Annotated in this window: 11 protein-coding genes; 4 read left to right on the forward strand and 7 right to left on the reverse strand. The window is 60.5% G+C overall.

Features of this window, described 5'->3' with window-relative positions; genetic code table 11:
* Positions 1-22: 22 nt before the first annotated feature.
* The 5 genes from VM554_06835 to VM554_06855 form a co-directional block, all read right to left on the reverse strand.
* The gene (locus VM554_06835) at positions 23-2,353 is read right to left on the reverse strand and encodes a penicillin-binding transpeptidase domain-containing protein (protein HVJ08081.1); all 2,331 of its coding nucleotides are present in this window, start codon (positions 2,351-2,353) and stop codon (positions 23-25) included.
* A 19-nt stretch (positions 2,354-2,372) separates the two neighbouring features.
* Positions 2,373-2,879 (reverse strand): hypothetical protein, encoded by a 507-nt coding sequence (locus tag VM554_06840; GenBank protein ID HVJ08082.1) that lies wholly within the window; start codon positions 2,877-2,879, stop codon positions 2,373-2,375.
* Positions 2,880-2,978: 99 nt separating this feature from the next.
* Positions 2,979-4,010 (reverse strand): 16S rRNA (cytosine(1402)-N(4))-methyltransferase RsmH, encoded by a 1,032-nt coding sequence (gene rsmH / locus VM554_06845; protein ID HVJ08083.1) that lies wholly within the window; start codon positions 4,008-4,010, stop codon positions 2,979-2,981.
* Positions 4,000-4,440, reverse strand: a complete 441-nt coding sequence (locus VM554_06850; GenBank protein ID HVJ08084.1) for a hypothetical protein — start codon at positions 4,438-4,440, stop codon at positions 4,000-4,002. Before VM554_06850 ends, rsmH begins: the two co-directional genes overlap by 11 nt.
* 420 nt (positions 4,441-4,860) lie before the next feature.
* The gene (locus VM554_06855) at positions 4,861-5,439 is read right to left on the reverse strand and encodes a DUF2127 domain-containing protein (GenBank protein ID HVJ08085.1); all 579 of its coding nucleotides are present in this window, start codon (positions 5,437-5,439) and stop codon (positions 4,861-4,863) included.
* A 116-nt stretch (positions 5,440-5,555) separates the two neighbouring features.
* On the opposite strand from VM554_06855, the gene VM554_06860 reads away from it, so the two are divergent.
* The gene (locus VM554_06860) at positions 5,556-6,002 is read left to right on the forward strand and encodes a DMT family transporter (protein ID HVJ08086.1); all 447 of its coding nucleotides are present in this window, start codon (positions 5,556-5,558) and stop codon (positions 6,000-6,002) included.
* 19 nt (positions 6,003-6,021) lie between these two features.
* On the opposite strand, the gene dxs is transcribed toward VM554_06860, so the two are convergent.
* Entirely contained in the window at positions 6,022-7,914 is a 1,893-nt protein-coding gene (gene dxs, locus VM554_06865) for a 1-deoxy-D-xylulose-5-phosphate synthase (protein ID HVJ08087.1), read from the reverse strand.
* A 240-nt stretch (positions 7,915-8,154) separates the two neighbouring features.
* Positions 8,155-9,801 (reverse strand): dicarboxylate/amino acid:cation symporter, encoded by a 1,647-nt coding sequence (locus tag VM554_06870; protein HVJ08088.1) that lies wholly within the window; start codon positions 9,799-9,801, stop codon positions 8,155-8,157.
* Here VM554_06870 and VM554_06875 point away from each other — a divergent pair.
* The 3 genes from VM554_06875 to VM554_06885 all read left to right on the forward strand — a co-directional run bounded on the left by VM554_06875 (position 9,800) and on the right by VM554_06885 (position 14,175).
* The gene (locus VM554_06875; protein HVJ08089.1) at positions 9,800-10,366 is read left to right on the forward strand and encodes a nuclear transport factor 2 family protein; all 567 of its coding nucleotides are present in this window, start codon (positions 9,800-9,802) and stop codon (positions 10,364-10,366) included. The two genes, VM554_06870 and VM554_06875, sit on opposite strands and share 2 nt — an antisense overlap.
* 196 nt (positions 10,367-10,562) lie before the next feature.
* Complete coding sequence (locus VM554_06880; protein HVJ08090.1) at positions 10,563-12,944, forward strand: PAS domain S-box protein; 2,382 nt, start codon at positions 10,563-10,565, stop codon at positions 12,942-12,944.
* Positions 12,945-13,143: 199 nt separating this feature from the next.
* On the forward strand, positions 13,144-14,175 hold the full coding sequence (locus VM554_06885) for an alcohol dehydrogenase (GenBank protein ID HVJ08091.1): 1,032 nt from the start codon (positions 13,144-13,146) through the stop codon (positions 14,173-14,175).
* Positions 14,176-14,352: the final 177 nt, after the last annotated feature.

The raw sequence follows: 14,352 nt of genomic DNA on the forward strand, positions 1-14,352 counted from the left end.
TTGGCTCAGGGTCTGTTAACCCTTACCGGCCGCAGCGGATGACGACGAGGGTGCCGACGGGCACCATGGTTCCCGGCGCAGGGGCCTGCTCTCGGGCGATTCCGTTGCCGATAATCTGTACCCCGAGTCCGGCGGCTCCGGCCTGCTCCACCACTTTACGCATGGCCAGGCCGACGAAGGTTGGCACGGAGACCTTTTTCCCCGAATCAACCACCACCGCGCCCTTGCCCGGGGGAGGGGCTGTGGTGGCTGCCTTGAAGAGTTGCTCCGCCTTGGCAAGCGTTGTGGCAGGAGCGGCAGGCGGCGGCACGATCTTCTCCGGCGGTGCGTTTTTGGCAGTGGAGGCGGCCTTGGCGGAGGAAGATGCTGCCGCCTGAGACCGCACTGAGGAGGGCGCTGAGGCATCCGCGACGGCCTGCTGCTTCGGCTCCGCAGGAGTGCGGAGAGGATCATCCGCTGGAAGATCGTTCACCTCGGCGAAGAGCGCCGTCAGGTCTCCGGTGTGGTCTGGAGGCGCATCGGCGAGATCCTTCTCCGGAAGCGTTGGCGGCTGGGACCGCAACTCCGTATCGTGGGGAACACCAAGATACTCCAGCACCTGTTGCGCGACGTCGCGGAAGACCGGCGCCGAGACCGCAGCGCCATAATAGCTGCCACCCGCGCTGGGCGAGTCGATAATGACGGTTACGCTGATGACCGGGTTGTTCACCGGCGCAAATCCTGCGAAGGAGGCTACATATTTGGTGTGCGAATAGGTGTGGGTGACAACATCGATCTTCTGCGCCGTTCCCGTTTTGCCGGCAGAGGAGTAGCCGTTGAGGCTGGCAGCCTTACCCGTGCCGTAGAGCACGATGCCTTCCATCATCTTGCGCATCTGCGCAGCGGTCATGGTGGAGATGACGCGATGCGCGCCCTCTGGTAAAGGCTCGGGCACCGTGTCCCCGGGATGGAAGGCCATCGGCTTAAGATTCGGGCTTCCCTTCATCGAAGGGGTGCTGGCGAGCACGATATGAGGAGGCAGATACGTGCCTCCATTGGCGATCGTCGAGACCATGGTCACCAGTTGGATCGGCGTAACTCCAACCTCCTGCCCCATGGCCAGCGAGCCAATACTGGTTGCTCCCCAGCGGCGGGTTGGCCGGACGAGGCCGCGTGTCTCGGCTGGCAGCTCAATGCCGCTGCGTGCGCCAAACCCAAAGCTGCGGATATATTGATAAAACTTCTCATTGCCCATCTTCATGGCGAGCTTGACGGCGGCAACGTCGCTCGATTCCCACAGCGCCTTTTCCACCGTGACGCGGCCCAACCCGGCGTGCGAATCGTGGATCGTGCGTCCGAAGATGGTGATCTTTCCATTCTGGCAGTCGACGATGTCTCCGGGACGCGCAACCTTCTCTTCCAGCGCGGCGGAGTAGGTAACCAGCTTGAAGGTGGAGCCGGGCTCATACACATCGCTGACCGCGTGGTTTCGCAGCAGATCCTTGTTGGCGTGGCGGAAATCGTTCGGGTCGTAGGCGGGCCGGATGGCAAGCGCGAGAATCTGTCCGGTGTGCGGATCCTGCACCACGACGGTGCCGTTCAGCGGCTTGGTGCGTTCCATCGCGGCATCGAGGGCGCGCTCGGCCATGAACTGGATGTTCTCGTCGATGGTGAGAACCAGATTCTGTCCCGGGAGTGGCTCATGCTCTTCGCTCCCAAGCACATGGCGCTTGGCGTCGAGCGCCGTCAGCATCCTGCCTTGGGTGCCATGAAGTTCCTCGTCGAACTGGCGCTCCAGGCCGCCAAGACCATTGTCGTCGGTGCCGACATAGCCCAGAACCTGGGCGCTGATCTGATTGTTCGGGTAGAACCGCTTGAACTCCTTCTGGTAGTAGATGCCCTTCAGATTGAGAGCCTTCACCTGATCCACCGTGGGAGCATCGAGTTTCCTTGCTACCCAGGCAAAGTTCCTGGAGGCATTCAGGCGAGCAGCAATCTGCGCCGCCGAGGTAAAGCCATCCGCCGGGTCCACGTGCACGATGCGCGCCAGTGCGGCCGCAGCATTGTCCTTATCTGTGATCTCAGAGGGGACGGCATAGACCGAATCGACCAGCACGGTCATCGCCAGCTCGTTCAGGTTCCGATCGTAGAGGACGCCGCGGCGCGGAGCGACCTCAAAGGTGCGCTGCTGCTGGCGGGCAGCACGCTCTACATAGTCATGATGGCGAATCACCTGCAGCCAGACCAGCTTGCCGCAGATGAGCAAAACCCAGACGAGCAGAAGCGCCGCAACCCCAAGAAAGCGGATACGGCGTACCGAGGTTATAACCTCTGGTTTGAGCCTGTTTTGCGAAGGAAAACCACCGGCATTCACTGCAACAGCGCCTCTCCTGTCAGCGCAAGGCTGGCATTGCGGGCGAGGCCTCAGCCAGAACCGGCGTATTAGCCTCAGGAGCGGACTCGGGGCGAACCACCTGGCCAGGTTTCGGAGCATCCAGACCAAGCTGGCGCGCCATGCGGTCAATACGGCCAGGGTCGCAGAGCTGGGCTTCCGTAAGGCGAAGCTGCCGGTTCTGCTCCCTCAGCAACTCCCTTTGCTGCTTCTCCGCTTCCACACGATAACCAGACTCGATGGAGCTGAAGTGCTGCCATCCATAGACCATCACCAGCAGGAACACGAGCGTCATGGCGGCGGAGAACAGGCGCATTTCGCGGGTACGCACCGGGTCGGCGGCCTTCACCAGCCGTGAGTTGTCGAGGTGCTTGACAAAGAAAACCTCAGGCGTGGGTCCGCGGCGCGCGCGCTGCTGCGCGGCAAACAGGGACAGATTCCGTTCCGCCAGTGCTTCGGCGTTTGGCCGGACTGCCTGCATCATTCCCGCTAATACCTGTGTAGCCATTGTCTTCTCTCCGCTTCTGAGCTCTACAAAACTGCTTCCCTCTAGAGCGATCGGGCCCGGATCGCTAACTGGTGGAGGGAGGTGCTACCAAATGTCGTCTTACTTTCGCCTTGAACTGCGGTGGGACGACCTCGGACCCGACTCTTCCCGCGACGAAGTATCTGCCGCGAATTTCCTGTGCTGCTCGATTCTTTCTGCAGCGCGTAACTTCGCGCTGCGTGACCTTGGATTGCGATCCTTTTCCTCTTCCGAAGCCGTTACCGGCTTGCGGGTGAGCACCTCATAAATTCCCTGTCCGGCTCCTTCACGGAGCGCGTCCTTCGCCAGCCGGTCTTCGAGAGAGTGGAAGCTGATAACCACCAGCCTTCCGCCCGGCTTAAGCAGCCTCGGCGCCTGCTCCAGCAGGGCCTTGATCTCGTCCAGCTCGCGGTTCACGTAAATTCGGAGTGCCTGAAAGGTCCTGGTTGCGGGATGAATGAAATGCCGCCCGGATTTCATCGCCGGGGCGCAAGCCGCTACAACTCTGGCCAATTCCGCCGTTGTTGTAATCGGCCGCGCCCTGACAATGGCTCTGGCGATTCTCCGCGACCTCCTTTCCTCTCCGAATTCGTAAATCAGGTTGGCGAGATCTTTTTCGTCCGCCTGATTTACCACTTGTGCGGCGGTGACCCCGATACGCGGATTCATGCGCATATCCAACGGTCCTTCCGCCTGAAAACTAAATCCTCTGTGCGCCTCGCCAAGCTGCATCGAACTGACGCCGAAATCGGCAAGGATTCCATCGACGCTGGCAGCCTGCAACTTCTCGCCGGCTGTCGAAAACTCCTCGTCGACCAACTCCACCGTGGGCATCTCTGCCCCTAGCTCGCCGGCCAGCCTGGCCAGGTTCTCCCGGGCGATTGCCATCGCCTCCGGATCCCGGTCAAAGGCCACCAGCTTGCCGCGTGGCCCTAAGAGCCGCGCAATCGCGCTGGAGTGCCCGGCCATGCCCAGCGTCGCGTCTACATACGTTCCGCCTGGCCGCACATTGAGATACTGGATCGCATCCTGTAAAAGAACCGGCACATGCCGCTCGTCCTGACCGACCATGTGCTCCCCCTTGGGGGCGATTTGAGCTGGCTTATAGGCCAAAGCTCGCCAATGCCTGTTCGTCTTCCGCCGTCAGCGGATTCGAATCCATGTGCTGACGGAAGGCGTCGTGGTTGGTCACTTCGAGATAGGTCTGCATCCCGAAGACGACTACGTCGCCCGTAACCTTGGCTGACTCCCGTAAGATCTGTGGAATCAGCAATCTCCCCTGCGCATCGATCTCCGCCATCTGCCCGTAGTAGTTCACCCGGTCCAGCAGCTTCTTCTTCGCAGGGTTGAAGTTGGGAATCTGCGCCAACTTCTCTTCAATCTTTTCCCACTCCTGCAAGGGATAAATCTCGGCCACCCGGCCATCCTTGCTGGTGATGTAAAACTGGGCCCCATATTGCTCATCCACCAGGCGCTTGAAGTCTGCCGGCAGCTTGAGGCGGCCCTTTTCGTCCACTCGGGTTGGGTGATTCCCACGAAACATTCCAAAACCCGCTTTACCAAGACTGCAAAAATCCCGGACATCCAGCTCCGGGGAAACACTCGATTGGCCTGACGGCCGCAGATCTGGGGACCACTGTCATTACCGGAACAGGAACAGCATTCCAAAGAACATCCCGACGCCGTAAATCGTGACGATTGCTCCACCGCGTAGAATTTGATCGCGCATGTTCGTTCCCCTTTCCACCGAGTTGAGGTGTATATCGGCCGGAAGTGCTCTTTGCTTGACCACTTTCGACCACTTTCGTCCACATCGTAGCGCAGTCGGAGGACGTGTCAAAGCGGAAATATCACGAAATCCTGGGGTTTCGTGGATGTCTTGTGGAAAACCCCACGGAAGGGGCCATTTTGGGAGGGTGGTACTAGGAATAGTGTTAACTGGTGTGGTTCTGACCTCGCCTACCTACTTGTCAGATGAGGCCTGCGGCGGTACGGAATTTTCCGATTCTTCCTGGATTCTGAGTTCCACCTCCTCCAGGTTCTCCCTGGCGCGAGCCCGGAGGCGGACATCGTAGAGCAGGTAAACCACCACGACCGCGTTCACCAGGAAGAGCGCAAGCTTGACCCAGGTAAGATGGCGAACGACCTCAAACAGCTCCCAGGGCAGGAAGGAGGCCGTGATGAAGATGGTGAGGAATTCCGCCCATGGCTTCTCCAGCAGAAGACCCACGCCCTCGATGACGTCCAGGACGGCGTAGCTGAAGATCGCAGTGGTGATCAGCCGTAGCCGGTGATCGTTGAGGAGGGCTACCTTGTCCAGCACCATGTTGACGAAGCGGCTCTCCGGATCGAAGTTGAGATCGGTGAGCAGTTTCGAAAACAGGTCCACCAGGTCCTTGTGCAGCAGATGCACGGCACCGATGCCCATCAGGACAAAAAGGACTGCCTTCAGCGCCTTGAATGCTCCGATTACGAGTAACCAGCGATTGTGATGGCCGGTATGCGATCTGCTCTGGTTCTGACCTGCTGCTGGGCTCTGCATCTTCTCCAGGACAACCTTCGCGAAAACTTTTTTGGGAAAAAGCGCGCTTGATATACGGTAGCTCACGAAGCGGGGTTCCGCATAGCCGCGGGCCAGCCTGACGAGATGAGGTGTCGATGGGATTCCTGATTTTTCTAGTGTTTGCGTTCGCCGCGGGTTGCGGCCTTAGCGTGCAGGCAGGAGTGAACGGGAGGCTTGGCGCGGAGAGTGGGCAGCCGGTCTGGGCCACCATGGCTTCCTTTCTCGTCGGCTTTCTCTTTCTTATTCCATTCACCCTTCTACCCCGGAACGCATGGCCGGCGCTCGAGCAGATCGGCGAGATCCGCTGGTGGGCCTGGACTGGAGGACTGATCGGGGCAGCCTATGTGCTCGCCACGGTCGTGATGGCGCCGCGACTGGGCGCAACCGTGTTCTTTGCGCTTGTCATCGCGGGACAGATCACAATGTCGCTGCTGCTGGATCAGTATGGGTGGCTCGGCTTTCCGCGCCACGCGCTGAACCCGATGCGCCTCCTCGGCACGGTCCTGATGGTCCTTGGGGTCTTTCTGATCCGACGATTCTAGAGGCCGCCGAAGCGGTCCGCTAACCTGCGTGGCTGACCGCAACTGCCTGACGATTGGCCAGAATAGGAGCCAGACGTTCGAGCGCGGCCGCTACGCTCAGCCCATACTTCGCGCGCAACTGGTCCGGCTTGCCGTGCTCGATAAATTGATCGGGCCAGCCGATCCGCACCACCGGCACGTCGATCTGCATTTCGTTCAACGCTTCAATGACGGCGCTGCCGAAGCCGCCCATCAGCACATGATCTTCTAACGTAACAATCGCGGTTACTTTCTTTGCATAGGCCGCGAGCAGGTCGCGATCCAGCGGCTTGACGAAGCGCGGGTTGATGACTGCCGCGGAGAATCCTTTAAGTTCGAGGGCCTGCGCAAGTTCCTTTGCCAGGGAGACCATGCTTCCCAGGCCAAAGACCGCGACATCGCGGCCGTCGGCGAGAACCTCTCCCTTGCCGATGGGCAGAGCGACAGGATGCTCTTTGACAATCGCTCCCGGGCCAATGCCGCGCGGGTAACGGATCGCGCAGGGACCGGGCTGCAGCATCGCCGTGTACATCATGTCCGCCAGTTCGTCTTCATCCTTGGGGTCCATGTGGATGATGTTTGGAATTCCCCTGAGGTAGGAGATATCGAAGAGGCCGTGATGGGTAGCACCATCGTCTCCCGAAAGACCGCCACGATCCATGCAGAAGACGACCGGCAGATTCTGCAGGCAGACGTCGTGCACGATGGGATCGAAGGCGCGCTGGAGAAATGTGGAATAGATGGCGCAGAAGGGCTTGAACCCCTGGGTCGCCATGCCCGCGGCAAAGACGACAGCGTGCTCCTCTGCGATGCCTACGTCGAAGTAGCGCCGCGGATGGTGCGGGCGAAAGAGGTCGAGCCCGGTGCCGTTCGGCATGGCACCGGTAATGGCCACAATTTTGTCGTTCTCGTTCGCCAGCTTGACCAGCGTATTGGCAAACACCTCGGAGTAGGTGGGCTGGCTGGAGGACTTGGTCTCCCCGGTCTCCGGATCATAGGGTCCCAGTCCGTGGAACTTCTTCTGCTTGTCGAGAGCTGGCTGGAAGCCGCGTCCTTTTTGCGTAATGGTGTGCAGCAGTACAGGGCGGTCCTGGGTCTTGAGAAACTTCAGGGTCTCAATCATGAGGCCGATGTTGTGTCCGTCGAGCGGGCCATAGTAGGTCAGGCCAAACTCCTCAAAGAACATGGACGGCCAAAGCATGCCCTTGGCAGCCTCCTCCGCCTTGCGAACGACGTTGACGGCCGTCTTGCCGCCGAGCCGCTCCAGCAGCCGGCCTGCGGTGTCGTGCAGCGAGGTATAGCGCTCATTGGTGACAATCTTGTGCAGGTAGCTGGCAATGGCGCCGACGTTGCGATCGATGGACCACTCGTTGTCGTTGAGAATGACGATCAGGCGGCGTGTCGATTCGCCAATATTGTTCAGTGCTTCATAGGAGATGCCGTTGGTGAAGGCAGCATCTCCGGCGAGCGCGATGACGTGCTCCCGGGTGCCTGCCAGGTCGCGGGCCACAGCCATGCCCAGAGCAGCGGAGAGCGCAGTGCCTGCGTGACCGGCGCCGAAGGAGTCGTGGGGACTCTCGGAGCGCATCATGAAGCCGTTGAGCCCGCCGGGCTGGCGGATGGTCTCAAACTGCTCGCGGCGCCCGGTGAGCAGCTTGTGAATGTAAGCCTGGTGGCTGACGTCGAAGACAAACTTATCCCTCGGCGTGTCAAAGACGTAGTGCATCGCGAGCGTGAGCTCTACAACGCCAAGGTTCGGTCCCAGGTGGCCACCGGTCTTGGACAGGACAAGGATAAGGCGATCCCGTATCTCCTGTGCCAGTGTCTCCAGTTGTGAGATCGAAAGGCTCTTGATATCGGCAGGCGAATTGATCTGATCGAGTAAGTTCGGCATTCGTTGGACCGTTCGCTCCGGCACGGGGGAAACTCGCTCCCGAGCCGTACGCGGCACGCATGAAAAAAGACTCCTAACGGAGGGAGCCTTAACAGTGAGTATATCAAGCCGCGCGGACTGAAAAGGGTTTTGACCGGATACATGCTTCCGGATACCCCCTCATATCCCCTTGGATCTCATCTGGCCGGACCAGTTATGGAGAGATCCGGCCGGCCCTCTCTGGAGCGAAAACGTGTGCCGTCAACCTTCCAGCGCGGAAATTGCTCCAGAAGAAGGGTCTTCGCTGCCAAACTCTCCCTCCCACCGCGCCACCACCACACTCGCAAGGCAATTGCCGACGACGTTGATGGTGGTGCGGCCCATGTCCATGACGGCATCGATGCCGAGGATGAGAAAGATCGGCTCCACCGGCAGGCGAAAGGTGGAGGCGGTGGCCAGCAGCACAACCAGGGTAGCCCGAGGAACTCCGGCTACGCCCTTGCTCGTCAGCATGAGCGTGGCGACCATCATGAGCTGCTGCTTCCATCCCATGGAGAGGCCCGCCGCCTGCGCGACGAAGATGGAGGCCAGCGCCAGATAGAGCGTTGAGCCGTCGAGGTTGAAGCTGTAACCGGCAGGAATGACGAAGCTGACGATGCGCCGCGGCACGCCGAGAGCTTCCATTGCCTCCATGGCGCGCGGCATGGCCGCCTCAGAGGTGCTGGTGGCAAAGGCGATCGTTGCCGGTTCCGACACGGCGCGAAGAAAACGCCGCACCGGCACACGGGCAAGCAACGCCACCGGAAGCAGGACAAGAACTGCAAAGGCGGCAAGAGCGAGATAAAGCGTAAGCAGCAGCTTGCCAAGGTTGACCATGACTCCCAGGCCGGAGTGACCTACGGTATAAGCCAGCGCCGCTCCTACGCCGATTGGCGCAAAGTACATCACGATGTTGGTGAACTGGAACATCGTCTCTGTGAGCGATTCTGCAACGCGCAGCAGCGGAGCACGTTTCGCTTCCGGCAGCCGGCCCAGGGCTATGCCAAAGATCACCGCGAACACGGCCACCTGCAGGATCTGATTCTCGGCAACGGACTTGGCGATGTTCTCCGGAACGATGTGCAGCAGGAATTGCTCCCAGCTCAGCGGCGGCACGGGCGGAGGCAGCGCGATACCGCTGGCGGCCATCTGCTGCGGGACGGCCAGGCCTACGCCAGCCTTGCTGATGTTGATGGCGGCTAACCCGATGAAGAGCGCCAGCGTCGTCAGCACTTCAAAATAGACCAGCGACTTTAGCCCCAGACGGCCAATGCCCTTCGCACTCCCCTGCGCCGCCACGCCGGTAATCAGCGAGCCGAGGATGAGGGGAGCAACGATGGTCTTGATCATGCGTAGAAAGAGATCGCCCAGCACGCGCAGATGAACGGCGGTGGCGGGCGCATCCAGCCCGAGTTCGATGCCGGCAAGCATCGCCCAGAAGATCCAGACGGTGAGCGAGCGGCGGCGAACCGCGGCCCATGCCGCAATCAGCAGCGCCGCAATTCGCAGGGCGAAGGGCAGAAGGTGCAGCCGCGGCTCAGGATGCCAGTAGACGGACAAAAGGACGCCAGCCAGGAAGAGCACTGCGCCCGCCGGCAGGAAGCCCGGAGTTCTCCGCTCTCTCTGTGCCATGGCTACGGTTGGACTGTCGTGCTGCTCTGGCTGCAAAGCTGCTTCCCTTCCCCGGCTTTCCTTCCCCGACGGAGAAATTGCATGGAGAAATTGCGTCGCCTCCAGCGTATCCGATAGGCGGCTCGACGATGGCGGAAATCCTCGCACGCTCAGAGGCCGCAGACTCGACAATACGTGCTGCACGCGTTCCCATGTGGGCGATACCATACCTGCAAGCGATACCGGGCAGGTTTTCATGCACGGATCGGTACCCATCACCATGAAGCCATTTCTTGCACAGACGATTTTGTTCGCCAGCCTCGCGCTCGCAGTTGCTCCCGGATTGCAGGGGCAGATGCTCGATCCCCTTGCCACGCCCCCCTCATCGAGCCAATTCACGGACCCATCCGAGAATCCGGGACGCGCCTTCCTCTTCGATCTGGAGGCACGTTTTGCGCGGGCTACGGCCACGGGAGGAGGCGCCGCGTTCTCCTCGTACTTCGCAGACGATGCGGTAACTCTCTCGAACGGCAAGGCAGCCGTCACTGGTCGGGCTGCGATTGCCGCGGCGGCAACGTGGTCGCCGAGGGAATATCAGTTGACCTGGACTCCGCAGGGCGGGCAGATGTCGCCTTCAGGCGACATGGGTTTTACCTGGGGACATTACGAAGGCCACGCCAAAGACCGAAACGGGAACTCCATTGTGTCCGCCGGGCGATATATGACGATCTGGCGCAAGCAGTCCGATGGGAGCTGGAAGGTTGTGCTCGACTCCAGCAACGACGAGCCTCCCGCAGCAGGCGATTGCTGCAAAATACCATGACATTTTCGACAGAGGAATCAAGTTAGTTCCCTGTTCGATGCAGGGTCATACCCGCTGGTAACACAGCTTTAAGCACCGAGGTGGGATGTACCTAACTGGTGAATGGCTCTAAGGTTGCAGCGTGCATGAGGGTCCTCTTTGCAACAATGCAAATTGAGGATTGAAGCCGCCAGAAATGTCACCGGATCCATTGGTCATGCAGCGAGAAGAAGCCGAGAGGCTGAGGGCTCTGCTGCAATACGAAACACTCGACAGCCTTCCCGATCCAGCGCTCGACGACATCGCGCGACTGGCGGCAGAGATCTGTCGTGGACCCTATGCCTATGTGGGTTTTATCGATGCCAGCCGGGTATGGTTTAAGGCTCGCTATGGATTCGAAGCACGCGAAACCTCACGCGTCTCTTCTGCATGCCAGTATGCGATGCAGAGCACCAAGCCACTGCTGATCGCCGACGCATGCGAGGATCTGCGCTTCCCCCCGGAAGGCATACCTCTCGCTTCCGGGATTCACTGCCGTTCCTATGTAGGAGCCCCGATGGTCTCGCCCTCGGGCCACGTCATCGGCACGCTCGCCGTTCTCTCTCCGGAGCCGAATGCCTTTACCGGGCAGCAGGCGAGTATGCTGCAGATTCTTGCGGCGCAGGTGGTGACACGCATCGAGCTCTACGCGCGGATTCGGATGCAGGAGCGCGGCGTGCGCGCGCGGCAGCGCATCGAACGGGCGCTGACGGTGGAGCGCAACTTCGTCTCCGCGGTACTGGACACGATCAGCGCGCTGGTGCTGGTGCTCGATACCGCCGGGCGCATCGTGCGCTTTAACCGTGCCTGCGAAAAGATGTCGGGCTACAGCTTCGGCGAGCTGGTCGGGCGCTCCTTTCCCGAGGAACTCTTCCTCTCCCAGGAACGCGCCTATGCCATGCAGATGATTGAAGAAGCACGCGCCGGCAAACTGGTGGGAAATTACGAGATCCACTGGCTGCCGCGAGCCGGACGCAAGCGCCGCATCGCATGGACAGCGACTCCTCTGACCGATGCCAATGGCGAGGTGAACTTCATCATCACCACGGGAGTGGACATCACCGAGCAGCGCGAAGCCGAGGTGGCCTTGCGCGCCAGCGAAACGCGGTACCGCCAACTGGTGGAAGGCAGCCTGGCTATGGTGTGTACCCACGATCTGCAAGGGCGCATCCTGTCCATCAATCCGCATGCGGCGCAGGACCTGGGCTACTCCATCGATGAACTGGTGGGCAAGCGGATGGCAGACCTGGTCCCGACAAAGTACCGCGACGATTTTGAGCGGTACCTGCTTACCATCCAGAACACCCACGAAGACAAGGGACTGCTCTACCTGCGTCACAAGCACGGTGGCGTGCGCGTGATGGCGTATAGCAACAAGTTGATCGCGTTGCCGGACGAGGAGCCATTCATCCTGGGACATGGCATCGACATCACCGAGAAGACGGATGCGGAAGAGAAGCTGCATGCGCTGATGCGCCAGCGCGAATCGATTCTGGAATCGGTGGGCGATGGCATCTATGGCATGGACATGGATGGCCGGTTGAGCTTCCTGAATCCCAGCGCGGCAAACATGCTGGGCTACGGCGTAGAAGAAATCCTGGGCAGAAACATGCACCAGCTCGTGCATCACACCCGCGCGGATGGCACCCCTTACGCGGCGGAAGATTGCCCCATCAACACCAGCCTGCACCGCGATACGCCGATCCGGGTGCGCGACGAGGTGTACTGGCGTCAGGACGGCACCAGCTTCCCGGTCGAATACGTAGCCTGTCCACTGGTCGACAATGGACGCACCACCGGCATCGTCGTCGCGTTCCAGGATGTGACCGAACGCCGCCGCCTGGAGCGCATGAAGGACGAATTCATCTCCACCGTCAGCCACGAACTGCGCACCCCGCTGACCTCCCTGCGGGCCGCTCTGGGACTGCTCGCCGGCGGATTGCTGAACGAACGCCCGGAGAAGACGGCGCAGATGCTGAACCTCGCCGTGGGCAACTGCGACCGGCTTGCCCGTCTGGTAAACGACATTCTGGACTTCGAGCGTATCGGCAGCGGCAAGTCGAACCTGAGCTGCGCGGTGCATCCCGCAGGCGACCTGCTGCACCGGGCCGCGGAGGTTATGCAGCCCAGTGCGACCAAGGCTGAGGTGCGATTCCGCATCGAGTCCGACTCCGTGGATGTGTGGGCCGACGGCGACCGCATCCTGCAGACGTTGACCAACCTGATCGGCAACTCCATCAAATTCTCCGCGCCGGGCGGCGAGATTCGCCTGTGCGCACGCCTGAACGCCAAGGGGATGGTGCAGATCGAGGTGCATGATGAGGGCCGCGGAATCCCGGCCGACAAGCTCGGCATCATCTTCGAGCGGTTCCAGCAGGTGGATGCCTCCGACTCGCGTGCCATGGGTGGAACCGGCCTGGGACTGGCCATCTGCCGCAGCATCGTGAAAGAGCATGGCGGAGATATCTGGGCAGAGAGCGTTCCCGACAAGGGAAGCTCGTTTTATCTCACGCTGCCGATGCCCGTCGTCGCACTCCGCCGCAGCGCCGCGTCAAGATAGCCCTCTCCTAAAACTCTTCGATCGAACATTTCCTTCTAAAAGACAGTTCGCTGTTATTTAACAGGACATTCTGCTGTTTTTCTGGAGCATAACGGCGTTGGATTGAATCTCAAGAAGTACATGGGCCTCGATCCGCGCCCAGATCTTCGGCGACCAGACTCGGCTCGCTATACATTCCACAATGCAATCAGGAGAATTCATGTCGAAGAAAACATATCGTGCTGTCCAGGTAGCTCGGCCAAACGGCCCACTGGAGATAGTGGAGCGGGAGATAGTCGATCCCGGCCCGGGACAGGTGCGTGTGCGTGTGCACGCCTGCGGACTGTGCCATGGCGACGTTCTCACTGTGATGGGTGCCTATCCGGGAATCCAGCTTCCGCGCGTACCGGGACACGAGATTGCCGGAGTCATCGATGCTATTGGCGATGGAGTGGCGGAGTGGAAGCCGGGCCAGCGCGTGGGCGTCGGCTGGTTCGGCGGAAGCTGCGGACACTGCCAATCCTGCCGTCGCGGAGACTTCCTCACCTGCCCGAATGGCGCTATATCGGGAATCCACTTCGATGGCGGCTATGCGGAGTTCGTGATCGTTCCGGCTGCCGCGCTGGCGCTGATCCCGGAGGATCTCTCCGACGTGGAAGCAGGGCCGCTGATGTGCGCAGGCATGACGACCTTTAACGCGCTGCGCAATAGTGGAGCGCGCGCTGGAGATCTGGTGGCTATCCACGGAATCGGCGGCCTGGGGCACCTCGGCGTGCAGTTCGCAGCCAGGATGGGCTTCCGGACGGTAGCGATTGCTCGCGGCCAGGATAAGGCAGCTCTTGCCAAAAAGCTGGGGGCACACCTCTACATCGATTCGACAACGCAGGACCCGGCTGCGGAGCTAACCAGGCTGGGAGGTGCCAGGGTGATTCTGGCTACAGTGACGAACGGGAAAGCCATGTCCTCGGTGATTCCGGGACTCGGCATCAACGGCAAGCTCGTCATTGTCGGTGTTTCCATGGACCCGGTCGAGATCAGTCCGATGCTCATGGTTGGTGGCCGTAGATCCGTCAGCGGATGGCCATCCGGCACCTCCATCGACAGTGAAGACGCGATGAACTTCAGCGTGCTTGCCGGGGTTCGTCCAATGATCGAAGAGTATCCCCTGGAAAAAGCCGCCGAGGCCTATGAACGCATGATGAGCGGACAGGCTCGCTTCCGCGTGGTCTTGCGGATGGAGGCAGCAAAGTAGCGTAGCCGGGAAGCACTCCGCTAACGTTGCCATCCTGAGCGTCTGCTAAGGTTGCCATCCCGAGCACTCCACCGAGATTGTCATCCAGAACGGATGATGCTTCGTCTTAAAAAACACGATGTTGTCATCCTGAGCGGATGATGCTTCGTCCCAAAACACTGAGATTGTCATCCTGAG

Source organism: Acidisarcina sp., from assembly GCA_035539175.1.
Classification (GTDB): Bacteria; Acidobacteriota; Terriglobia; order Terriglobales; family Acidobacteriaceae; genus JANXZS01.